Origin of the sequence: Neorhizobium sp. AL 9.2.2, assembly GCF_013317225.1 — a bacterium.
Taxonomy (GTDB): Bacteria; Pseudomonadota; Alphaproteobacteria; order Rhizobiales; family Rhizobiaceae; genus Neorhizobium; species Neorhizobium soli.
In genome coordinates, this window is the sequence record NZ_JAALXU010000003.1 from 1,023,490 (window position 1) to 1,044,067 (window position 20,578).

The 20,578-nt window shown below is 61.2% G+C and carries 18 protein-coding genes and 1 pseudogene; 9 read left to right on the forward strand and 10 right to left on the reverse strand.

What is annotated here, in order from left to right:
* Position 1: 1 nt before the first annotated feature.
* The 3 genes from G6K99_RS11545 to G6K99_RS11555 all read right to left on the reverse strand — a co-directional run bounded on the left by G6K99_RS11545 (position 2) and on the right by G6K99_RS11555 (position 3,129).
* A complete protein-coding gene (locus tag G6K99_RS11545) occupies positions 2 to 1,075 on the reverse strand; it encodes a YcjF family protein (RefSeq protein ID WP_174196600.1) in 1,074 nt (357 codons plus the stop codon).
* Positions 1,072 to 2,538, reverse strand: a complete 1,467-nt coding sequence (locus G6K99_RS11550) for a YcjX family protein (protein WP_062456623.1) — start codon at positions 2,536 to 2,538, stop codon at positions 1,072 to 1,074. Before G6K99_RS11550 ends, G6K99_RS11545 begins: the two co-directional genes overlap by 4 nt.
* Positions 2,539 to 2,619: 81 nt before the next feature.
* Complete coding sequence (locus G6K99_RS11555; protein ID WP_062458026.1) at positions 2,620 to 3,129, reverse strand: histidine phosphatase family protein; 510 nt, start codon at positions 3,127 to 3,129, stop codon at positions 2,620 to 2,622.
* Positions 3,130 to 3,394: 265 nt separating this feature from the next.
* On the opposite strand from G6K99_RS11555, the gene dksA reads away from it, so the two are divergent.
* Complete coding sequence (gene dksA, locus G6K99_RS11560; protein WP_062456626.1) at positions 3,395 to 3,814, forward strand: RNA polymerase-binding protein DksA; 420 nt, start codon at positions 3,395 to 3,397, stop codon at positions 3,812 to 3,814.
* Positions 3,815 to 3,920: 106 nt separating this feature from the next.
* Here dksA and G6K99_RS11565 read toward each other — a convergent pair whose 3' ends face one another.
* The gene (locus G6K99_RS11565) at positions 3,921 to 5,009 is read right to left on the reverse strand and encodes a flagellar biosynthetic protein FliO (protein WP_174196601.1); all 1,089 of its coding nucleotides are present in this window, start codon (positions 5,007 to 5,009) and stop codon (positions 3,921 to 3,923) included.
* Positions 5,010 to 5,284: 275 nt separating this feature from the next.
* Between G6K99_RS11565 and cckA the strand changes: the two genes are divergently transcribed.
* From cckA to G6K99_RS11600, 8 genes and pseudogenes are all read left to right on the forward strand, one after another.
* Positions 5,285 to 7,906 carry a cell cycle histidine kinase CckA gene (gene cckA / locus G6K99_RS11570; protein WP_174196602.1) on the forward strand — a complete coding sequence of 874 codons (2,622 nt, stop codon included), beginning with the start codon at positions 5,285 to 5,287 and terminating at the stop codon, positions 7,904 to 7,906.
* Positions 7,907 to 8,152: 246 nt separating this feature from the next.
* Positions 8,153 to 9,241, forward strand: a complete 1,089-nt coding sequence (gene recA / locus G6K99_RS11575; protein WP_062456635.1) for a recombinase RecA — start codon at positions 8,153 to 8,155, stop codon at positions 9,239 to 9,241.
* A 228-nt stretch (positions 9,242 to 9,469) separates the two neighbouring features.
* Positions 9,470 to 12,127 carry an alanine--tRNA ligase gene (gene alaS / locus G6K99_RS11580; protein ID WP_174196603.1) on the forward strand — a complete coding sequence of 886 codons (2,658 nt, stop codon included), beginning with the start codon at positions 9,470 to 9,472 and terminating at the stop codon, positions 12,125 to 12,127.
* 53 nt (positions 12,128 to 12,180) lie between these two features.
* Entirely contained in the window at positions 12,181 to 13,047 is an 867-nt protein-coding gene (ttcA, locus tag G6K99_RS11585; RefSeq protein WP_174196604.1) for a tRNA 2-thiocytidine(32) synthetase TtcA, read from the forward strand.
* A gap of 40 nt (positions 13,048 to 13,087) precedes the next feature.
* The gene (locus G6K99_RS11590; protein ID WP_174196605.1) at positions 13,088 to 13,912 is read left to right on the forward strand and encodes an inositol monophosphatase; all 825 of its coding nucleotides are present in this window, start codon (positions 13,088 to 13,090) and stop codon (positions 13,910 to 13,912) included.
* Positions 13,913 to 14,008: 96 nt separating this feature from the next.
* Positions 14,009 to 14,224: pseudogene (locus G6K99_RS23520) on the forward strand (ArsR family transcriptional regulator); the annotation flags it as partial.
* Entirely contained in the window at positions 14,208 to 14,693 is a 486-nt protein-coding gene (locus G6K99_RS11595) for an SRPBCC domain-containing protein (protein WP_174196606.1), read from the forward strand. The pseudogene G6K99_RS23520 and the gene G6K99_RS11595, both read left to right, overlap by 17 nt.
* A gap of 203 nt (positions 14,694 to 14,896) precedes the next feature.
* On the forward strand, positions 14,897 to 15,046 hold the full coding sequence (locus G6K99_RS11600) for a hypothetical protein (protein ID WP_174196607.1): 150 nt from the start codon (positions 14,897 to 14,899) through the stop codon (positions 15,044 to 15,046).
* Between the two features lie 178 nt (positions 15,047 to 15,224).
* Here the strand turns inward: G6K99_RS11600 and G6K99_RS11605 are convergent, their stop codons facing one another.
* From G6K99_RS11605 to G6K99_RS11630, 6 genes are all read right to left on the reverse strand, one after another.
* The gene (locus tag G6K99_RS11605) at positions 15,225 to 16,430 is read right to left on the reverse strand and encodes a multidrug effflux MFS transporter (protein WP_174196835.1); all 1,206 of its coding nucleotides are present in this window, start codon (positions 16,428 to 16,430) and stop codon (positions 15,225 to 15,227) included.
* 118 nt (positions 16,431 to 16,548) lie between these two features.
* A complete protein-coding gene (grxD, locus tag G6K99_RS11610) occupies positions 16,549 to 16,881 on the reverse strand; it encodes a Grx4 family monothiol glutaredoxin (RefSeq protein WP_062456655.1) in 333 nt (110 codons plus the stop codon).
* A 152-nt stretch (positions 16,882 to 17,033) separates the two neighbouring features.
* Positions 17,034 to 17,297: a hypothetical protein gene (locus G6K99_RS11615; protein WP_174196608.1), complete on the reverse strand. Its 264-nt coding sequence runs from the start codon at positions 17,295 to 17,297 to the stop codon at positions 17,034 to 17,036.
* A 16-nt stretch (positions 17,298 to 17,313) separates the two neighbouring features.
* Complete coding sequence (locus G6K99_RS11620; RefSeq protein WP_062581431.1) at positions 17,314 to 17,550, reverse strand: BolA family protein; 237 nt, start codon at positions 17,548 to 17,550, stop codon at positions 17,314 to 17,316.
* 149 nt (positions 17,551 to 17,699) lie between these two features.
* Entirely contained in the window at positions 17,700 to 19,907 is a 2,208-nt protein-coding gene (purL, locus tag G6K99_RS11625) for a phosphoribosylformylglycinamidine synthase subunit PurL (protein WP_174196609.1), read from the reverse strand.
* A 102-nt stretch (positions 19,908 to 20,009) separates the two neighbouring features.
* Entirely contained in the window at positions 20,010 to 20,507 is a 498-nt protein-coding gene (locus G6K99_RS11630; RefSeq protein ID WP_174196836.1) for an acyloxyacyl hydrolase, read from the reverse strand.
* Positions 20,508 to 20,578 lie beyond the last annotated feature (71 nt).

Here is a 20,578-nt window from a genome sequence, read left to right on the forward strand (position 1 = left end):
ATCAATCGGTCTTGCGCGGGCCGACGGGAGAGATGTCGGACATGAAATCGCCGATCCCCGGGCGCTTCACAGCGCGGAAGGGAAGCGGGCGGCAAAGATCCATCGCGGCAATGCCGATACGCGCCGTCAGCAGGCCGTTGATGACGCCTTCGCCGAGTTTGCTTGAAATCCTCGATGCCAAACCATGGCCCAGAACCTGCTGCGCGATTCCGTCTCCAACCGCGATCGAACCTGTCACCGCCAGATGCGCCATCACGTCCCGCATGAGCTTCAACAGTCCGAGCGTGCCTGGGCGCCCGCCGTAGAGGTCCGCCATCGCGCGGATCAGTCGTGTCACCTCGAACAGGACATAGACGAGATCAACGACCGCGCGGGGGCTGACAGCGGTGACGACCGAGACCCGTTTCGAGGCGCCAAGAATGAGGACGCGTGCCTGCCGGTCGAGCGGCGACAGGAGTTCGCGCTCCGCAAGATCGATCAGTTGCGGGCCGTCGATGATGTCGTCTTTCGTCGCATCAAGCGCGGCACGTCCGCGGGCGGTCTCCGCCCGGTGACCTGTCAGTTTCGTGAGCGCGGCGACGACGGTTCTGGCTGCCGTCGGCCTTGGCGATTTCAGGGCGTCTTCCGCTTGCGTCTTCAGCGTCTGGACCGCAGCTAGCCGCATCATCCCGATGATTTCACGACCGACCATGACCAGAAGCGCGACGATGCCGACGCCCAGTGCTGCCGCTGCGGCGTAACCGAGCCAGTCGGACCGTGCAAAGAGATCCCGGATGATCCGATCCGCCCAGAGGCCGAACGCAAGCGACAGGAACGTGCCGAAGGCCGCGGCCGCGAGGTTGGCGAAGGAGAAACGCTTTCGCTTCACCGGCACGGCGACGGCCAGCGCGTCTGCTGAAAGTTCCTGGGGGCTGATGAACGGATCGAGCTCGTCCGGCGTGATGGCAACGCCATCGTCAAACCGGCGGGGTGCGCGGTTCGGGTGGGTCTGCGGCTCTTCTTTTGTCGGAATGTCGTCGTCCACGGCGAAGGAAGACGGGCGGCGGCGGTCATCGGTGATCTTGCGGTCGGTCATGCGAGGCGATCTCCCAGCAGGAACTGCATGGCGCGGTCGAGCCTGATATGCGGGACCGATAGGGTGATGCCGCCCTTTTCGTCGAGAGCCGGGGGACGGAAGCGCACCACGTTGACATCCGGAAGCTCGGAGCCCGGCTGACCGAGCTGCCGAAACAGGGCTTCCGGGTCGGCCGGAAGGTCGCCAGGGAAGATCGCCGTCTGCCGCGTGCCGTCGAAGACTTCGCCATTGATGGTTTCGCCTGCCATCGGTGTGCCGACGATGACCGGCAGTTGGTGACTGCCGTCCTTCACGGAAGCTTCACGCGTGGCGCGCACGGAGGCGATTGCCATCACGTCGATGCCGGCGCCGGCCATGCCGATCCGCTCGATGGCGCGGTCGACGAGGCGGCCGGTCAGGCGCTCCAGCCGGTCGTGGCTTTCATGATGCAGATGGTCGGCCTTAGTGGCCGCGACCAGCACCTTGTCGATGCGTCGGCCGACCAGCGACGAGAAGAAGCTGTTGTGGCCGGGACGGAAGCAGGCGAGTACGTCGGTCAGTGCGCGTTCCAGATCCTGCACGGCCTCAGGGCCGCGGTTGATCGCCTGCAGCGCATCGATCAGCACGATCTGCCGGTCGAGACGCGCGAAATGCTCGCGGAAGAAGGGTTTGACGACGATTGTCTTGTAGGCGTCGTAGCGGCGCTCCATCATTGCCCGGAACGACCCCTTCGGGGCCGGCGTATCCGGAAGATCGGCGAGGGGCGCAAAGGTGAGGGCGGGCGAACCTTCCAGGTCGCCGGGCATCAGAAATCGCCCGGGCGGCAGGGTGGAGAGCGAGCGCTCATCAGATTTGCAGGCTTTCAGGTAGGCCGCAAAACTCTCGGCCAGCCGACGCGCGGTTCCTTCGTCCGCCGGTGCGTCCATGTCTATGCCGGAGGCGAACGAAAGCCAGTCCTTCGACAACTCGGCGCGAATGCCGGTCCGGGCAAGGTCTACGGTGTTGCGGCTGAAGGTCTCGTAATCCTGTGCCAGCAGCGGCAGATCGAGCAGCCATTCGCCGGGATAGTCGACGATGTCGATCGAAAGCCTTCCGCGGGAAAACATCCGGTTCCATCCACTGGCGCTTTGATATTCCAGCGTGACGCGGAGTTCCGAGATCGCGCGCGTCGAATCCGGCCAGATCCGTTCGCGCACCAGTGCGTCGATGTGATCCTCATACTGGAAACGCGGTATCGCGTCGTCCGGCTGCTGCTCGAGCCGCGCCTGCGAGACCCGGCCGGAGCGCATTGCCTCGAACAGCGGCAGTCGGCCGCCGTTCAGGAGATTGTGGACAAGCGACGAGATGAACACTGTCTTGCCGGCACGCGACAAGCCGGTAACGCCAAGCCGCATCGACGGGTTGACCAAGTTCGAGGCGCGATCGGCGAGATTATCGAGAGCAATCTTCGCGTCGTCGGTGATACTGGTGAGCGCTGGCGGCAAGGTTTCGTCCCAAAACTGTTTGTCGCTATATAGGGACCGTCAGGCAATGCGCAAAGGGATGGGATGCCTTGGAATCTGTGGTCACGGCGTGATGAAATCCGTCAGGTTCCATGCGGGTCGCGAGCCGTCGCTTCGGCCTGCGTGATCGATGACAGCAAGGCCTGCCGTCGGATACCCTGAGGGCAGGGCGCGGGCTGCATGCTCTTTTCCGATCAGTTCCCCGAACACGTCCTCGATCGTCGGGTTATGCCCGACGAGCATCACCGATCCGCTGCGGTCGCTGGTGAAAATCAGCGCGAGATAGGTGCCGACCGATCCGTTGTAGACCTCGTCGATGAATTCGGGCTCGATGGTTTCGCTGATTGCGCGGCGCACCGCCTCCGCAGTCTGGCGGCAACGCATAGCCGTCGAACTGATGACAGCGTCGGGGCGGTAGCGACGGTCCGCCGCCTTGTCGGCAACGATTTCCGCTTCGGCGAAACCATCCGTCGTCAGTGTTCGATCGAAATCTCTCTGACCCTGTTCCGGGTTGGCCGCCCGGCCGTGCCGGAGAAGGTAGATGCGTGACGGCGGCGGCGCGAGTGTCGGCATATCGGTGAAAGACGCCATTTCATTCTCCTTTGACCGCCTGGACGGTAATTCCGTGACTTCTGAACTTCAACCACGCCTGCGCCATGATTGCCAGTTGCGCTGCCCAGGAACCGGTTTCAACCGAAGTCGATTAAAGCATAGAAAATAGTCATTTAGCTGATTTTTGTGACAATTTTAAAATTGCCTCAATAACGAGCGGAAGGCTTGAACCGGAACAACCAAAGCGATATAGAGCGGCCACGAGATGTTCTTCAGGAGAATCGCGTTGAGTGAGAAGATCGATCTTAGCAATTATGTACTCTCGGAAACCGACGAGTTCATGAATGCAAACCAGAAGGCGTATTTCCGGGCAAAACTGACGGCCTGGAGAAACGATATCCTGCGGGAGGCGCGGGAGACTCTGGATCATCTGGCAGAGGAAAGTGCCAACCATCCCGATCTGGCCGATCGCGCATCTTCGGAAACCGATAGAGCCATCGAGCTTCGTGCCCGTGACCGGCAGCGCAAGTTGATCTCCAAGATCGATGCGGCGATGCAGCGCATCGACGACGGGACCTATGGCTATTGCGAAGAAACCGGCGAGCCGATCGGACTGAAGCGTCTTGACGCCCGGCCGATCGCAACCCTGTCGATCGAGGCCCAGGAGCGGCACGAGCGTCGCGAAAAGGTCTATCGCGACGAATGATTTCTGCTTGACGCATGGTCTACGGCAGAAACGACAAAAGGCACGGGAAACCGTGCCTTTTGTCGTTTGATGTCATGGATACGGGCAAAGCCCGCGGCCCTGCATGTCATTTATCGCGCGTGGCGGACATTTCCCCAAATATACGGGCGACTTCGTCCTGAAGTGATGGCTCGGCAGTCGCGCCGGTAATCGGTGCGACAGCAGGATCGCGCTGCGGCAACTGGCGGTTTGGTGCAGGCACCGCGATCGTCTCGCGGCCGGCGTTTTCCCGCGCCGCAAGGTTTTGTGCCATTTCCTCTTCCAGAATTTTCTCGAAATCACTCCCGAGCATCTTCGGCTTTTCGAGAGCCGATTGTCCGCCGGTCGAGAGGTCCTCAGGATTGATCGGGACAACGCGTGACGGTTCTGTCGGCTGGTCGGGCTCGGCGTGAGCAAGAACCCGACTGCGCGCGGCTTCAAGCGCGTTTGCCGCATCGTCGACCCTGGATGGTGCAGGCTGCGGGATCGCCGTGATCGCTGCCGCGGCGATCGGCGCTGTGGCAACGCCAGCGGCTGTCGAAACCGTTGCCGGGATGACGACGGTCGGTGCCGGCCGCTGCGGCTCGGGGGCGGACTGTCTCGCTGGCGGATCCAGTCGCTGCGGGGCGGGTGGTGATACGGACGCAGTCGGCGTCGGCTCCGACCGGGATACCGGGCTCACAGGGCGAGCGGGAATGGGAGATGGCTGGGTCGCGAGTGGTGGCTTCGCACGCGGGGTGTCGTCGCGCACAGAAATCTCCCGCATGGGCTCAGGCCGTTCGGCCTCTGGCAGAGCTGCCGGGCGAGGGTCCGGACGCTGCCTCTGGGCAAGTGCGGGACGTGGTTCAGAAGGCGCGCTTTCAATGACGGATGGCTGTGAGGGCGAGTTCGTCGCGATGCCGGTTTCGATCACGATATCGGTCGGCCCGCCGATCATGACGAGGTGCTCCACGCCGTCGCGGCGGATCAGCACGAGGCGGCGACGTGCATCGACGGCTGCCGCATCCAGCACCTGCAGCCGCGGATTGCGGTTGCGTCCCCCGCGGACGAACGGCGACGGTCCATTGCGACCGCGCAGCATCCACAAGATGCCGAACAGGAAGAGAAGCCCGATGCCGACACCGAGGACCGCGATAACCATCCGGCTGCCATAGGCGCCCATCAGTTCTTCGGCCATATGCTGATACTCCTCATGCCAATCGTCACATTTGAAAAGACGACAATTTTCGCTTCGATCAAGGGGTGCTGCGATGCTGTCTTGATGGAAAACATCACTTCGGAGAGGAAAGATAGGGCACAAGTCTTCACTGTCCCGGGTTTTCTGGCACAACGGAGCTTTTTGCGTCGCCGACAACTTGCTAAGAAGGAATCATAGGGTTTTCGGCTCCGTGGAGCATGACGGCCGCAGTAGGATGGCTTCGGCAGTCGGCCGTTGCGAAATGCGAGGGATTGATGACGAAGTTGCAGCAGGGCGGCAACTACGAGACCCCACTGGTCGAGCGTAAGACGCGGGGTGGAACCATTCTTCGGATCGTGCTTCTGGCGCTGGTGCTGCTGGGCGTTGCAGTCGCTTTTGTGGTTTTTCAGCAGGCACTCGACAATGAAATTGTGCTCGGCCTGCTGGGCATCCTTGCCATGGTCGGCATATTTTTCCTCGTCTCTTCGATGATAGGCCTCGTGGAAGTCATGCCGCAATCGCGGTCCGACGATCTCGCCCGCGCTTTCCTGGCCGGCCATCCGGACGGTATCCTGATCACGGACATCAAGGGTCGCATCGTCTACGCGAACGCTGCCTATGGTCGGATGACCGGTGCGACGAAAAAGAGCGATATCCAGTCCCTTGAAACGCTTCTGTCCAAGTCGCGCGAATCCAACGAGGCGCTTTACAGGCTGACATCCGCGCTGCGGGAAGGCCGCGAGGGTCATGAAGAATTCCGCCTGCTGCAGCCGCTTGGCCGCAGCACGGGCACTGCCGTCGTTGGAGAGAATGGTGCGGGCGCCTTCTGGTACAGGCTCAAGGCCGGCCTTCTGGCGGGTTCCGGAAACAACAAGGCGCAGCTCGACATCTGGCAGATTACCGACACGACCTCGGAACGGTCGGACCAGGAGCGCTTCTTTCGCGAACTGCAAAACGCCATCGACTACCTCGATCATGCGCCGGTCGGGTTCTTTTCCGCGGGCAAGAAGGGCGAGATCTTTTATCTCAACGCCACGCTGGCTGAATGGCTGGGTCTCGATCTGACCAAGTTTTCTCCGGGATCGATGACGATCGACGATCTCGTGGCGGGCGAGGGCATGGCGCTGATCCAGTCGGTTCAACCGGCGCCAGGCCTGAAGCGCACGGAGACTCTCGATCTCGACCTGCGCCGTGCCAACGGCCAGAGCCTGCCGGTGCGACTTGTTCACAGCGTCAGCTCCATGCGCGACGGTGCGCCCGGCGAAAGCCGCAGTGTCGTGATCAACCGGCCGCATGGTGAGGACACCGATCAATCCGCGTCTGCGATGCGTTTCACGCGCTTTTTCAACAACACGCCGATGGCCATTGCATCCGTCGATGGCGAGGGCCGGATCCTGCGCATCAATGCGCCGTTCCTGCGACTGTTCGCCGGGGTTCTGACCCGCGACGACGTGGAAAGTGGTGCGTCGCTGGAGCGTATCGCGCACGAGACGACCCGCGATCAGCTGATGGCGGCGCTTGCTGCCGCACGCGACCGGCAGGGCGATATTACCCCGATCGATTCGCGGCATCCGGGCGACGAGACCCGCTATCTGCGTTTCTACGTCAATGCGGTGATCGACGAGAGCGACGAGGCACCCGAAGAGGCGGCGATCATCTATTCCGTCGAGACGACCGAGCAAAAGGCGCTCGAGACGCAGATGGCGCAGACCCAGAAGCTGAATGCGGTCGGCACTCTTGCCGGCGGTATCGCGCACGATTTCAACAACGTGCTGACGGCTATCCTTCTGTCGTCCGATCACCTGCTTCTGCAGGCGCGTCCGTCCGACGCAAGCTTTGCCGACCTGATGGAAATAAAGCGCAACGCCAACCGGGCCGCCGTTCTGGTGCGCCAGCTTTTGGCCTTCTCGCGTAAGCAGACGATGCGTCCGGCGGTGCTGAACCTCACCGATGTGGTGGGCGACCTGCGGATGCTGGTCGACCGGCTGATTTCCGGCACCAATGTCAAGCTCGATGTCGACTACGGGCGTGACCTGTGGCCGGTGCGTACCGACCTGTCGCAGTTCGAACAGGTTCTCATCAACCTCTGCGTCAACGCGCGCGATGCGATGCCGCAGGGCGGCACGATCCTGATCAAGACCCGCAATGTGATGGCCGAGGAAACCAGCAGCTTCCATCAGGCCGATCTGCCGGCGGAAGATCTCGTGATGGTTGAGGTTGCCGACAGCGGCACGGGCATTCCGCCCGAGATCATGGACAAGATCTTCGAGCCGTTCTTCACCACCAAGGAAGTGGGCAAGGGGACAGGTCTCGGCCTTTCGATGGTCTATGGCATCATCAAACAGTCCGGCGGCTATATCTATCCGGAATCCGAAGTCGGTCGCGGAACGAGTTTCCGGCTGTTCCTGCCGCGTCACATTCCCGAAATACCGGTCATCACGCCGGAGGCGGCAGAGGCTGCAGCTCTGGCAGCCGCACAGCCCGTGGCTTTGAAGGCGCCGGCAGAGGATATGGATCTCACCGGCAAGTCCGCGGTCGTGCTCCTGGTGGAAGATGAAGAAGCGGTTCGCCGGGGCGGCAAGCGGATGCTGGAGACACGCGGTTATACCGTGCACGAAGCCGGATCCGGCGTCGAAGCACTCGACATCATGGACGAGCTCGAAGGCAAGGTTGATATCGTCGTTTCCGACGTTGTCATGCCTGAGATGGACGGGCCGACGCTTCTGACGGAGCTGCGGAAATCCTATCCGGATCTGAAGTTCATTTTCGTCTCCGGATACGCGGAGGACGCGTTTGCGCGCAACCTGCCGGCCGATGCGAAGTTCGGTTTTCTGCCCAAGCCGTTTTCGCTGAAGCAGCTTGCCGTTGCGGTTCGCGAGATGCTCGACTCGGACTGATTTTCTGATCCGCCTGCCAACCTTTATGGAGCCTCGCGATTCGTCCGTCGAACCGCGAGGCTTCTTGCTTTAACGCCTGATTTTCCACAGGTTATGCGCGCGAGAACGTTCCAGGAACGAAATCGCGATAACGCTGTTCGATCAAGCTGATAAAAGCCTCTTGATTAATGAGAACAAAAAGAGTACACGATGTCCATCGGCTGCTTCATTGCTTGCGTGGCGGCAATAACCTAAAGGTGGGACCTCATGGCACAGAATTCATTGCGGCTCGTAGAGGATAAAGGCGTGGACAAGAGCAAGGCGCTCGAAGCAGCACTCTCACAGATCGAACGATCCTTCGGTAAGGGATCGATCATGAAGCTTGGCTCGAACGATAGCATCGTCGAGATCGAGACAGTTTCCACCGGTTCCCTGAGCCTCGATATTGCGCTCGGCATCGGCGGTCTGCCGAAGGGCCGTATCGTCGAAATCTATGGTCCGGAAAGCTCGGGCAAGACAACGCTTGCCCTGCAGACCATTGCCGAGGCTCAGAAGGGTGGCGGTGTTTGCGCCTTCGTTGACGCGGAACACGCACTCGATCCGGTTTATGCCCGCAAGCTCGGCGTCGATCTGCATAACCTCCTGATCTCGCAGCCGGACACCGGTGAGCAGGCGCTTGAGATCACCGATACGCTGGTGCGTTCCGGTGCTGTCGACGTTCTCGTCATCGACTCGGTTGCGGCATTGACGCCGCGTGCCGAAATCGAAGGCGAAATGGGCGACAGCCTGCCGGGTCTTCAGGCCCGTCTGATGAGCCAGGCACTGCGCAAGCTGACAGCGTCGATCTCCAAGTCGAAGACGATGGTGATCTTCATCAACCAGATCCGCATGAAGATCGGCGTGATGTTCGGTTCGCCGGAAACGACGACAGGCGGTAACGCGCTAAAATTCTACGCGTCCGTTCGTCTCGACATTCGCCGCATCGGCCAGGTCAAGGAACGCGAAGAAGTCGTCGGCAACCAGACACGCGTCAAGGTCGTCAAGAACAAGATGGCGCCTCCCTTCAAGCAGGTCGAATTCGACATCATGTATGGCGAGGGCGTTTCCAAGACCGGCGAGCTCGTTGATCTCGGCGTCAAGGCAGGGATCGTCGAGAAGTCGGGTGCCTGGTTCTCCTACAACAGCCAGCGTCTCGGTCAGGGCCGCGAGAACGCGAAGTCGTTCCTGCGAGACAACCCGGAAGTGGCGCGTGAAATCGAGACGTCGCTGCGCCAGAATGCCGGCTTGATCGCCGATAAGTTCCTGCAGAATGGCGGACCCGATGCCAATGACGGCGACCAGGCCCCCGACCCTTGATCGGGCTTGGGTTGGGATGCCGGTCTAGGGCTTCCTGACGCTGATCTTCGCCAGTTTTTCGGCTTTCAAATCTTGCCGGCCGCCATCTACGAGATGCGCGGCCGGTCTGCGTTTCGGGCGGGTTTGGGATGATTAGGGGTGCTGTGGCTGGACAGTCGGGAACGCGGACGATACAAGCCTTTCGTCTTCGAATAACAGCATCGCACCCGGCGATAAAAAGGGCTTAGCATGAGCGGCGTGAATGAAATCCGGTCGACGTTTCTCGACTATTTCCAAATGAACGGCCACGAGGTTGTGTCCTCGTCCCCGCTTGTGCCGCGCAATGACCCGACGCTGATGTTTACCAATGCCGGTATGGTGCAGTTCAAGAACGTCTTTACCGGTCTTGAAAAGCGCCCCTACACCACGGCCACCACCTCCCAGAAATGCGTGCGCGCCGGTGGCAAGCACAACGACCTCGACAATGTCGGTTACACCGCCCGCCATCTCACCTTCTTCGAAATGCTCGGCAACTTCTCGTTTGGCGACTACTTCAAGGAAAACGCGATCGAGCTTGCCTGGAAGCTGGTTACCGAAGGGTTCGATCTGCCCAAGCACCGGTTGCTGGTCACCGTCTATTCGGAAGACGAGGAAGCTGCGACGCTGTGGAAGAAGATCGCCGGCATTTCCGACGACAAGATCATCCGCATTCCCACCTCCGACAATTTCTGGCAGATGGGCGATACCGGCCCCTGCGGTCCGTGCTCGGAAATCTTCATCGACCAGGGCGAAAATGTCTGGGGCGGACCTCCGGGCTCGCCTGAAGAAGACGGCGACCGCTTTCTGGAATTCTGGAACCTCGTGTTCATGCAGTACGAGCAGACCGCTCCCGGCGAGCGTTCGCTACTGCCGCGCCCGTCGATCGATACCGGAATGGGTCTCGAGCGCATGGCCTGTGTCCTGCAGGGCAAGCAGAGTGTGTTCGACACCGACCTGTTCCAGACGCTGATCGGAACGATCGAGGATGTGCTGAGCGTGAAGGCCGAGGGCAGTGCCAGCCACCGCGTCATCGCCGACCATCTGCGGTCGTCCGCGTTCCTGATTGCCGACGGCGTGCTGCCATCCAACGAAGGCCGTGGTTACGTGCTTCGCCGCATCATGCGCCGCGCCATGCGCCATGCGCAGCTGCTCGGTGCCAAAGAACCGGTCATGTACAAGCTGCTGCCGACGCTGGTGCAGGAAATGGGCCGCGCCTATCCGGAACTGGTGCGCGCAGAGGCGCTGACCGCGGAAACGCTGAAGCTCGAGGAAACCCGCTTCCTCAAGACGCTCGAACGTGGTTTGTCGCTGCTTTCGGACGCGACCAGCACGCTCGACAAGGGCGACATGCTGGACGGCGAGACGGCGTTCAAGCTTTACGACACCTACGGCTTCCCGCTCGATCTGACGCAGGACGCGCTCCGCGCCCGCGAAATCGGCGTCGATTTGTCGGGCTTTACCGATGCGATGGAACGCCAGAAGGCCGAAGCCCGCTCGCATTGGGCAGGTTCCGGCGACAAGGCGACCGAAACCGTCTGGTTCGAAATCAAGGAAAAGTTCGGCGCCACCGAATTCCTCGGCTATGACACCGAAACTGCCGAAGGCGTCGTTCAGGCGATCGTCAAGGATGGCAAGGCCATCGACAGTGCCTCGAGCGGCGATGCCGTTCAGATCGTCGTCAGCCAGACGCCGTTCTACGGTGAATCCGGCGGTCAGATGGGCGATGCCGGTTTGATTTCGACCGACCACGCCAAGCTTGAAGTGACCGACGTCCAGAAGCGGGGCGAGGGGCTGTTCGTCCATATCGCAACCGTGACCGAGGGCACGTTGAAGGCTGGTGACGCGGTCATTCTCGCCGTCGATCACGCCCGCCGTTCGCGCCTGCGCTCGAACCATTCCGCCACGCATCTGCTGCATGAAGCCCTGCGCGAAGTGCTCGGCACCCATGTGGCGCAGAAGGGCTCGCTTGTCGCTCCTGAGCGTCTTCGTTTCGACGTGTCGCATCCAAAGCCGATGTCATCAGAAGAACTGCAGGTCGTCGAGGATATGGCCAACGCCATCATCCTGCAGAACGCACAGGTTACGACGCGCCTGATGAGCGTCGACGACGCGATAGCCGAAGGGGCAATGGCGCTGTTCGGCGAGAAATACGGCGATGAAGTTCGTGTCGTCTCGATGGGCAAGGCTGTCGATGGCCCGAAAGCCGGCAAGCCCTACTCGATCGAACTCTGCGGCGGCACGCATGTCAACGCGACGGGTGATATCGGCCTCGTGCGCATTCTGTCTGAAAGCGCCGTCGGCGCCGGTGTTCGCCGTGTCGAAGCGGTCACGGGGGATGCGGCGCGTGTCTATCTCGCCGAGCAGGATGAGCGCGTGAAGACCTTGTCCGGTGCGCTGAAGGTTCAGCCGACCGAACTCGTTTCTCGCGTCGAGGCGCTGATCGACGAGCGTCGCAAGCTTGAGAAGGAACTGGCGGATGCCAAGCGTCGGCTCGCCATGGGTGGCGGTCAGCAGGGCGGCTCTGCCGACGACATCCGCGAGATCGTTGGCATCAAGTTCATGGGCAAGGCACTGGCCGGCATCGACGCGAAGGACCTGAAGGGGCTCGCGGACGAAGGCAAGGCCACGCTCGGTTCGGGCGTCGTGACGCTGATCGGTGTGTCCGAAGACGGCAAGGCGAGTGCGGTCGTGGCTGTCACGCCTGATCTTATCGGCCGCTTCAGCGCTGTCGATCTGGTGCGGATTGCTTCGGCCGCGCTCGGCGGCAAGGGCGGCGGCGGACGGCCGGATATGGCGCAGGCCGGTGGCCCTGACGGTGCCAAGGCCAATGAAGCGCTGGAAGCCGTGGCCGCAGCGCTCGGCGCCTGAGAGTTGGAATGATCGGGCGGCCACTGGCCGCCCGTTTCACATGAGGTTTGGACATGGGATTGAACGCAACAATACCGGATGAGATCGACAAGGTCGTGGATGGCCTCGTGCCGTCCCTATTCAGGGATGCGCCGAGTTCGGTCTCGTTCAACAAGTTGCGCAAGCGGCTGCTGCGGCAGGTTCGCCAGGCGTTCGACGATTTCGGCATGCTGAAGGATCAGAAGCGTTGGCTTGTCGGCCTGTCGGGCGGCAAGGACAGCTATTCGCTGCTGGCCATCCTTCTTGATCTGCAATGGCGCGGCCTGCTTCCGGTCGAGCTGCTGGCCTGCAATCTCGATCAGGGACAGCCGAATTTCCCCAAACACATCCTGCCGGACTATCTCACCTCGATCGGCGTCAAGCACCGGATCGAGTATCGCGATACCTATTCGATCGTGAAGGAAAAGGTGCCGGCGGGCGGAACCTACTGCGCGCTCTGTTCGCGGCTTCGGCGCGGCAATCTCTACCGGGTTGCCCGCGAAGAGGGTTGCGACGCTCTGGTTCTCGGGCACCACCGGGAGGATATTCTCGAAACCTTCTTCATGAACTTCTTTCACGGTGGACGGCTTGCCGGGATGCCGGCGAAGCTTCTGAACGACGAAGGCGACGTGATGGTGCTGCGGCCGCTCGCCTATTGCGCCGAGGACGATCTGGCGAAGTTTTCTGCTGCCATGGAATTCCCGATCATCCCGTGCGACCTCTGTGGCTCGCAGGACGGGCTGCAGCGCAATGCGATGAAGGCCATGCTTGCCGATATCGAGACACGCATGCCGGGCCGCAAGGACACGATGCTGCGGGCGCTGGCGCATGTGAACCCGTCGCATCTGCTTGACCCGAAACTGTTCGACTTCTCCGGCCTCAGCGCCAACCCCGCCGCCTGATCCCCAACAAGCTGCTCCCACCACTGCAGGATCACACACCATGACCATGCCGCTCGATACAGCCAAGCTTGCCGACATCCTGCGCCTTGCGGCGAAGGAAGAGATCCTGCCGCGATTCCGGCGGCTTGGAAGCGGCGACGTGCGTTCCAAAAGCGAGCCGTCGGATCTGGTGACCGAAGCGGACGAGGCAGCCGAGCGTCTGATCCGCCGCGAGCTTGAAGCGCTGGCGCCTGATGCTCTGTTTGTTGGCGAAGAATCGGTGGCCGCCGATCCGTCGCTTCTCGCCAAGCTTGGAGGCTCGGATTTCGCGATCGTCGTCGATCCTGTCGATGGCACGTTCAATTTCGCCTCCGGCATTCCTGCCTTCGGTGTCATGGCCTCTGTCGTCTGGAAAGGCGAAACGGTCGCCGGCATCATCTACGATCCGATGGGTGACGATTGGGTGATGGCGGAAAAGGGCGCAGGCGCCTTCCTGCGCCGTCCTGACGGCGATGCGGTGCGCCTTGCGGTCGCGGAAGCGACACCGATCGGCGACATGGTCGGAATGGCGTCACCCGGGTATTTCTTCGGCGAGGAGAGAGAGCGGCTGCTGGCCAATCTGGCGAAGGTGCGTTTCTTTGCCAACTATCGATGTGCCGCGCACGAGTATCGCACCTTTGCCGGCGGGCACGTGCAATACCTTCTCTACAACAAGCTCATGCCTTGGGATCATCTGGCGGGCACCCTGATTGCCACGGAGGCCGGCGGTTATGCGGCGCGCTTCGACGGATCCGATTACCTGCCGAACCACGTGGATGGCGGGCTGCTGGTCGCGACCTGCAAGGACAGCTGGCAGATGCTGCGCCGCGAACTCATCGGCGACTGAGCCTTCAAGGGGTCGGTCCCAGTAGAGGGCGAAACGACACCGTAAGCCAACTCCGTTGTCCTCGTTGAACCCTCGTGTATTTTGGTGCCGGAAGGCGGCATGCGGAAGCATATCCAGGTTCTCGAACGAGCGGGGCTCGTTGTCACCGAGTAGATCGGACGGGTGAGAACCTGCAGGCTTGCGAGACACGGACTTGAGGCGGAGGCAGAGTGCGTAGAGGCGCATCGAAAGCTTTTCGAGGCCCGCTTCGAACCATTGAATGAACTCATCAGTACCATGCAACGGGAGGTAACCGATGAATCAGCAAGTTGACGTGACATCATTGGAGCGCAGGGGCGATCGCGAATTGGTCGTCACGCGGACATTCAATGCGCCGCCGATTGCCGTTTTCAGGGCGTGGAGTGAGCCCGAGATGTTCCAGGCTTGGTGGGTTCCCAAATCGGTCCCTGGCCTCTCGCTCGTATCGTGCGACATGGACGTGCGTACCGGCGGCAAGTATCGGCTGGAATTCGGTGCTGGCGGCGATTCCGATACCATGGCCTTTCATGGCAAGTATCTCGAGGTCGTACCGAACGAGCGCATTGTCTGGACCAACGACGAGGGCGAAGAGGGCGCGGTCACGACCGTGAGCCTCAAGGACCAGGGCGGAATGACGCTGTTGCGTTTCCACGAGGTCTATCCGTCCAAGGAGGTGCTTGAGGAGGCCCTGCAGGGCTCGGCGGTCGCATTGCCCGAGCAGTTGGACCAGCTCGACGAATTGCTGACCAGCAAAGCTGAGTAGCGCTGTTGCGGAAACGCATCGGGGCAACGTATGCCTTAGGCGCGCTAACCTCCCGAGCTTTTCGCGGGTGGTGAAGGCAAAGCAAACCAATCTCGCGGCGCCGTTTTATGTCCGCAACGGGCCGAAAGGCGTCTTCGGCAGCGTTGCGCCAGAAGCGGACGTGCCATGTGGCAAGAGATCAAAATCCGTAGTAGATGAACCCGATGAAAATCAAAGAGAGCTTGATTGGCTTTCGCCGGTGGGAGCGGCGTCACCCCTTCTTAGGCTTCATCGCCTTCATAATCATTTCCTGCATCACCGTGCCCATATTCTTCGGCACGATTTTCTACCTCTTGTGGCCGGAGGGGTTTTGAACAGACCGGCGGTTACCGGTGGTGAACCATCGGAAGTATGACCGCAAAGGGCCGAAAGCTGTCTCTCTCCGTTAGAGTGTCATTTCGCACTCTACCGGAACCGACCCCTTCAAGACAAAGCGGATACGAAAAAGGCCGGATCGCTCCGGCCTTTTACGCGCTCTGACGTGATGGACTGTCAGGCCTTGTGGTTGTGGGGCCGGAAGAGCTTTCCCTTTTCGCCGACCAGCACGAAGATCAGGCCGATGACGGAGACGGTAAAGAAGCCTGCCACCATCGGGGTTGCCGTGCCGTCGAAGGCCTGGCCGATGGATGCGCCGATGATTGCGCCGCCGACCGTGCCCATGAAGCCGAGAACGGAGGATGCGGTGCCCGCCACGTGGCCGAGGGGCTCCATTGCCAGCGAATTGAAGTTCGAGGCGATCACGCCGAACAGGAACATGGCCATGGCGAAGAAGGCCAGGAACAGCAGGAAGGGCATCGGTTCGGATGACAGCAGTTGTACGGTCAGCCACAGGAAGGTGACCACGACGAAGCCGATGATGGCGGCATGCGACAGCTTGCGCATTCCGAGCCGGCCGACCCAGCGGGAGTTGAGGAAGGCCGAGATCGACATGAACAGAGCGACCGCAGCAAACGCCACCGGGAACCAGACGCCGAGCTGGTAGATGCCGACATAGACCTGCTGGGCCGAGTTGATAAAGCCGAACAGGGCGCCGAAGATGAAGGTGCTCGCAAGCGTGTAGCAGAGCGCCATGCGGTTGGTGAGAACGATCAGGAAGCCGGCGACGATGGACTTTACCGTGAACGGGCGGACATCGGCCGGATCGAGCGTTTCGGGCAGCTTGCGGGCAACCCAGATCGTGACGATGACCGCGACGACGGCGATGAAGACGAAGATCAGGTGCCAGTCACCAAAGAGCAGCACGAGCTGTCCCGTTCCGGGCGCGATAATCGGCACAATCATGAACACCATCATGATGAGTGACATGACTTCCGCCATGGCACGCCCGCCGAACACGTCGCGGACGATCGAGACCGAGATGACGCGGGTCGCAGCCGATCCGATGCCCTGGATAAAGCGCAGGATGAGCAGGCCGGCAAACGAGGGTACGAAAACGACGGCGATCGCGGAGACGATGTAGATGCCGAGACCGATCAGGAGCGGCGTGCGGCGACCGAAACGGTCGGAGATCGGGCCATAGAAGAGCTGGGCGATGCCGAAGCCGAACAGATAGGCCGAGACGACATACTGTCGATGGTTCTCGTTCTCGACGCCGAGTGCTGCACCGATCTGCTGTAGTCCGGGAAGCATGATATCGATGGCGAGGGCGTTGAGTGCCATCAGAGCCGCCATCATGGCAATGAATTGTGCCCTTCCCATGCCTTGCAGCTTTGGGACAACGGGATGTGAAGGATTTGTCACGGGGGATTTCCTAAAGAATGGGAAAGGCGCCGTGGGAGCGGCGCCTTCAAAATTTTGGAGAGTATATCAAGCCGGATCAGGCTGCGCGGACGGTAATGCCCTGTTCCTCGATATGGGTTTTGAGCTCGCCCGACTGGAACATTTCGCGGACGATATCGCATCCGCCAACGAACTCACCCTTGATGTAGAGCTGGGGGATCGTCGGCCAGTTGGAATAGTCCTTGATGCCCTGCCGGATTTCCGCGTCGGCCAGAACATTCACGCCCTTATAGTCGAGCCCGAGGTAATCGAGGATCTGGACGACCTGGCCGGAGAAGCCGCATTGCGGGAACTGGGGCGTGCCCTTGAGGAAGAGAACGACATCGTTCGTCTTGATTTCGTTTGCGATGAAGTCGTGAATGCCGCTCATGATCTTTCCTTTCACATGCGGTTTCAAGGACCGCTGCGGTGTATTGCCCCTTAAATAGCAAGGTGACCTTACTAATTCCAGCGCAATTCCGCTTGGGGTGTCAAACTGTTTTTTGCCTTCGCGCAACGCCACCAATGACGTGCCCCTTAGGGCTATCGGCTGCGTTGCTTGCTGCGGCTGGTGGCAGTGCGCCGGCGGCTCGTCTGCTTTTTCGCTGGCTTCGCAAGTTTTGATCGCGTTCTGGGCTTTTTGCCGGTGAACCTACCCGTTGTCGCGGACCGCGTGCTTCCCGATGCAGCGGTGCGGGTCTGACGCTTTTTGCGCTTGGAAGGCGTGCGGCCGTGCGACTTGCCCAGAAGCTGCTTGACGACATCGTCGACAACGCTGGTAACGATCTGCTTGATCAGGTCGGACATCGCACCGGCAGCCTCGTTACTCGGCGGGGGCGGAGGTCTGAAGCGCCAGGGCGTGCAGAACGCCGCCCATATTGCCCTTCAGCGCTTCGTAGACCATCTGGTGCTGCTGGACGCGGCTCTTGCCGCGGAACGCGTCCGCGACGACCTCGGCTGCGTAGTGGTCACCGTCACCCGCCAGATCGCGGATCGTGACCTTGGCGCCGGGAATTCCGGCCTTGATCATGTCTTCGATATCGCCGGGACGCATGGGCATAGTGTCTTCCTCTTCTTCGGCCGCAGACTCATATCGCGGCATGCTTTGACCGAAAGACTGCCTGAAAGCCGTCCTCCGGTCAAAGAGGTAACAACCTCAAATCCAGATTGCTAGAGGATTTGGATCGATCGACGCCGCCCGGTCGTTGCTCATGCCATGAACGAGGGGAACCAGCTCTCGTGAGCGATGGTGAGATCCTCGACAGTGATGTCGACGATGTCATCGACGACGACGCGTTCGCCGGCGACCTTGCCGAGGCGGCGGAAGGGCACGGCTGCACCTTCAGCATTGGCCTGCAGGAAATTGGCGATGTCGGCCGGAACGGCGATCACGTAACGTGCCTGATCTTCCCCGAACAGGAGAGCATGCGACGGTCCGCGCTGTTCCGACAGGCTGACGGTCATGCCCTTTTCCGACGCCATCGCCATTTCGACAAGTGCGAGACCGAGGCCACCGGAGGAGATGTCGTGGCAGGCGCTGACATGGCCGTTGCGGATCGCCGAGCGCACGAAGTCGCCATTGCGGCGTTCGGCGGAAAGATCGACGGTCGGTGCTGGACCTTCTGTCGAGCCGAGGATGTCGCGCAGGTAGATCGAGGAGCCGAGATGGCTACCATCGGTGCCGATCATGATCAGCACGTCGCCGTCGCCAGCGGAGCCGATCCTTGCCATCTTCTGCCAGTCGGGCAGCAGGCCGACGCCGGCGATCGTCGGGGTCGGCAGGATGGCGACGCCGTTGGTCTCGTTATAGAGCGACACGTTGCCGGAGACGATCGGGAAATCGAGGGCGAGGCACGCTTCGCCGATACCCTTGATGGCGCCGACGAGCTGGCCCATGATTTCAGGCTTTTCGGGATTGCCGAAATTGAGGTTGTCGGTGGCCGCGAGCGGCTCGGCGCCGGTTGCGACGATGTTGCGCCAGCATTCGGCCACAGCCTGCTTGCCACCTTCATACGGGTCCGCCTCGACATAACGCGGCGTGACATCAGACGAGAAGGCCAGCGCCTTGGTGGGATGGGTCTCGATGCGCACGACACCGGCATCGCCGCCGGGGCGCTGCAGCGAATTGCCCTGGATCAGCGTGTCATACTGTTCCCAGACCCAGCGGCGGCTGGACTGGTTGGCAGAGCCGACCAGCTTCAGAATGGCATCGTTGTAATCCGTCGGGGCTGCAACGTCTGCCGCCGGCAGATCAGGGCGCGGGTTGTGCTGGATCCAGGGACGGTCGTATTCCGGTGCCTCGTCACCCAGCTCCTTGATCGGCAGGTTGGCGACTTCCTCGCCCTGATGGATGACGCGGAAACGCAGGTCATCCGTGGTCTTGCCGACGATTGCGAAATCGAGGCCCCATTTGACGAAGATCGCCTTGGCGACTTCTTCCTTCGAAGGCTCCAGCACCATGAGCATCCGCTCCTGGCTTTCCGAGAGCATCATTTCGTAGGCGGTCATGCGCTCTTCGCGGACCGGGACCTGATCGAGCTGCAGCTCGATGCCGAGGCCGCCCTTGGCGCCCATTTCGACGGCCGAGCAGGTGAGGCCGGCGGCACCCATATCCTGAATGGCGATGACGGCGCCGGTCTTCATCAGCTCGAGGCAGGCTTCCAGCAGGCACTTTTCGGTAAAGGGGTCGCCGACCTGAACGGTTGGGCGCTTCTCCTCGATATCGGCGTCGAATTCGGCCGATGCCATCGTGGCGCCGCCGACACCGTCGCGGCCTGTCTTCGCGCCGAGATAGACGACGGGCAAGCCAACGCCCTTGGCTTCCGACAGGAAGATTCCGTCGGATTTTGCAAGTCCGGCTGCGAAGGCGTTGACGAGGATGTTGCCATTGTAGCGTTCGTCAAACTCGACTTCGCCGCCGACCGTCGGCACGCCAAAGGAGTTGCCGTAACCACCGACGCCGGCAACGACGCCGGAGACGAGGTGTTTTGTCTTTGCGTGGTCAGGGGCACCGAAACGCAGGGCGTTCATGGCCGCAATCGGCCGTGCACCCATGGTGAAGACGTCGCGCAGGATGCCGCCGACGCCCGTCGCCGCACCCTGGTAGGGCTCGATATAGGACGGGTGGTTGTGGCTCTCCATCTTGAAGACGACGACATCGCCGTCATCGATATCGACCACGCCGGCGTTCTCGCCAGGGCCCTGGATGACGCGCGGGCCCTTGGTGGGCAGCGTGCGCAGCCAGCGCTTGGACGACTTGTAGGAGCAGTGCTCGTTCCACATGGCCGAGAAGATACCGAGTTCGGTATAGGTCGGCTCGCGGCCGATCAGATCCAGGATCCGCTGATATTCGTCGGGCTTGAGGCCGTGGGATGCGACGAGTTCTGGCGTGATCGGGAAGCTGTTCGGAATGGTCATGATCTTCTCTATGTTGCGGAGCGAGATATGCGCCGCTCTTTAGCCTATGTCTTGACGAGGCGCGACAAGAAAATGCCGGCGCGCCACAGGCAAAAGCCGAGCTCAGAACCGGTAACCTACCGTGAGACCCGCGCGGGTCAGACCATCGTTTGGTCCGTCGCAGAGATTGGCGTGAGACGAATGGCCCGCCTGCGCCAAGAGCTGCCAGTTTCCGAGAAGTTTGACGCCTGCGGCCAAATATTCGTGGAAGAGTGCGCGGCAGCCAAGCTGAGGGTCGTCGCCGCTGTCCAGGTTGCCGTCATGCACCGCGCCGCCGAAGCCTGCTTCCACGAAGACATTGCGCGTGACCGGCATTGTCCACGAGAAGCCTGCATAGACCTGGCTTGTTTCTCCCGTGGTGCTGAGTTCGCCGCCGACGTGAAGACGTGGCCGCAGGACCTTCTCAACGCCCGTCGCCTGTTCACGACCGAACGGATCCATGAGGACCATTCCCGTCAGGAAGACGCCGTTTTCCTTGCGACCGCTGTCCAGGGAGGTGAGGACTCCAAAACGCGCGTCGTCGAACAGCTGTTCGGCAGCAACGATCGGTGTCGCGACCATGGACAGGAATGCCAAGGGTGCAGCGAGGGCGATCCGCGCCGGCAGTGTCAGGGAAATCGGCGGCAAACTAC

What these genes read in the sequence shown, in the direction of transcription:
- G6K99_RS11595 (WP_174196606.1), top strand. Translation starts at nt 14,208, where the DNA reads ATGAATCAGCAAGTTGACGTGACATCATTGGAGCGCAGGGGCGATCGC.
- G6K99_RS11590 (WP_174196605.1), top strand. Translation starts at nt 13,088, where the DNA reads ATGACCATGCCGCTCGATACAGCCAAGCTTGCCGACATCCTGCGCCTT.
- G6K99_RS11600 (WP_174196607.1), top strand. Translation starts at nt 14,897, where the DNA reads ATGAAAATCAAAGAGAGCTTGATTGGCTTTCGCCGGTGGGAGCGGCGT.
- recA (WP_062456635.1), top strand. Translation starts at nt 8,153, where the DNA reads ATGGCACAGAATTCATTGCGGCTCGTAGAGGATAAAGGCGTGGACAAG.
- G6K99_RS11555 (WP_062458026.1), bottom strand. Translation starts at nt 3,129, where the DNA reads ATGCCGACACTCGCGCCGCCGCCGTCACGCATCTACCTTCTCCGGCAC.
- ttcA (WP_174196604.1), top strand. Translation starts at nt 12,181, where the DNA reads ATGGGATTGAACGCAACAATACCGGATGAGATCGACAAGGTCGTGGAT.
- purL (WP_174196609.1), bottom strand. Translation starts at nt 19,907, where the DNA reads ATGACCATTCCGAACAGCTTCCCGATCACGCCAGAACTCGTCGCATCC.
- G6K99_RS11565 (WP_174196601.1), bottom strand. Translation starts at nt 5,009, where the DNA reads ATGGCCGAAGAACTGATGGGCGCCTATGGCAGCCGGATGGTTATCGCG.
- G6K99_RS11615 (WP_174196608.1), bottom strand. Translation starts at nt 17,297, where the DNA reads ATGTCCGACCTGATCAAGCAGATCGTTACCAGCGTTGTCGACGATGTC.
- G6K99_RS11545 (WP_174196600.1), bottom strand. Translation starts at nt 1,075, where the DNA reads ATGACCGACCGCAAGATCACCGATGACCGCCGCCGCCCGTCTTCCTTC.
- G6K99_RS11620 (WP_062581431.1), bottom strand. Translation starts at nt 17,550, where the DNA reads ATGCCCATGCGTCCCGGCGATATCGAAGACATGATCAAGGCCGGAATT.
- grxD (WP_062456655.1), bottom strand. Translation starts at nt 16,881, where the DNA reads ATGAGCGGCATTCACGACTTCATCGCAAACGAAATCAAGACGAACGAT.
- alaS (WP_174196603.1), top strand. Translation starts at nt 9,470, where the DNA reads ATGAGCGGCGTGAATGAAATCCGGTCGACGTTTCTCGACTATTTCCAA.
- G6K99_RS11605 (WP_174196835.1), bottom strand. Translation starts at nt 16,430, where the DNA reads ATGGGAAGGGCACAATTCATTGCCATGATGGCGGCTCTGATGGCACTC.
- cckA (WP_174196602.1), top strand. Translation starts at nt 5,285, where the DNA reads ATGACGAAGTTGCAGCAGGGCGGCAACTACGAGACCCCACTGGTCGAG.
- G6K99_RS11630 (WP_174196836.1), bottom strand. Translation starts at nt 20,507, where the DNA reads ATGGTCGCGACACCGATCGTTGCTGCCGAACAGCTGTTCGACGACGCG.